3 protein-coding genes are annotated in these 1,177 nt (G+C 61.3%); 2 read left to right on the plus strand and 1 reads right to left on the minus strand.

The window, feature by feature from the left end:
• Positions 1-313, plus strand: a 313-nt coding sequence (locus AC1DT2_RS23990; protein ID WP_477299204.1) for a flavin reductase family protein, incomplete at its 5' end; no start/stop codon positions are given.
• A gap of 50 nt (positions 314-363) precedes the next feature.
• Here the strand turns inward: AC1DT2_RS23990 and AC1DT2_RS23995 are convergent.
• Positions 364-726, minus strand: coding sequence for a winged helix-turn-helix transcriptional regulator (locus tag AC1DT2_RS23995; protein WP_477299206.1), 363 nt, complete (start codon positions 724-726; stop codon positions 364-366).
• A gap of 114 nt (positions 727-840) precedes the next feature.
• On the opposite strand from AC1DT2_RS23995, the gene AC1DT2_RS24000 reads away from it, so the two are divergent.
• On the plus strand, positions 841-1,177 hold a 337-nt coding region (locus AC1DT2_RS24000; protein WP_477299207.1), incomplete at its 3' end, for an SDR family NAD(P)-dependent oxidoreductase.

Raw genomic sequence — 1,177 nt, forward strand, 5'->3', positions numbered from 1 at the left:
GTGCCATGTGCCCGCGACGATGAAGCAGGTGGTCTACCAGCTCAGCGCGCATCACAAGCAAGCACTCACGGACTGGAACGCGCTGCCGTTTCCTGTTCGGCCGTCGCGGGAGTTCGGCATCCCGGCCGTGGCCGAGGCGCTGCGTGTTCAGGAGTTGACCATCGTGCATAGCCAGGAAATCGGCCTGCATACGTTCTTCATCTGCCGCGTCGTCTCCGACGAGGCAGGCCCGCAAGTAGCGCAACTTCACCATACGGCTGGTTTTTACCAGCATCACCGGCGCCGGCGACACGTGCCGTTCGACGAGGCTTGATTGATCGCAACCTCGCTCGCGCCTGCGGCTCACCGGTTCTTCRACAGCCTCTAGGGCAAAGCATCGCGCTTGGCGAAGATGCTTGCCATTTCCGCAGCGTTCTTTGTCCCCCAAGTACACAGCGGCACGATCGCCTCCGCCAAGCTGCGACCGAGCGGGGTCAGCGCGTAGTCAACGCGCGGCGGCACCTCCTTGTAGTCGGTCCGCACCAGCACCTGGTCGGCCTCCAGATCCTTCAATTGCTGGATCAGCACCTTGTCGCTGACACCCTGAATCAAGCGCTTGAGCTCGCCGTAGCGCTTCGGACCATCGCGCAGGAAAAACAGGGCCAGCGGTTTCCACTTGCCCGAGAGGATGCGGAGCGTGGCATTGAGCCCGCAACCGCTATCGCAGATGTCAGGAGGCGTTGTCATTCTTTGATACTTACCTAAAAGTGCATACTTGTCGTTAGGTTATCAGGCCTGCATCTTTGTTTCTCAAGCAAGCAGATCGCTGCTTTCACAGAACTTCAAAGAAGGATGCACGCCATGAACAGACTGAATGGAAAGACCGCCGTCATCACGGGCGGCGCTACCGGTATCGGCCGCGCCGCAGCAAAGCGCTTCATCGAAGAGGGTGCMTTCGTCTTCATCTTCGGCCGCCGGCAGGAAGCGCTCGACGCCGCTGTAGCGGAGCTCGGGCCCCATGCCCGGGCGGTGAAAGGCTCGGTCTCGGATGAGGCCGACCTCGATCGGCTCTACGCGGCGGTGAAGGCCGAGCGCGGAACGCTCGACATCGTCTTTGCCAATGCCGGCGCGGGAAGCCAGGCTCGGCTCGGCGAGATCACCGCCGAGCATATTGACGAGCACTTCGACACCAATGTGA

The organism is Luteibacter sp. P4_E6 (genome assembly GCF_056401535.1).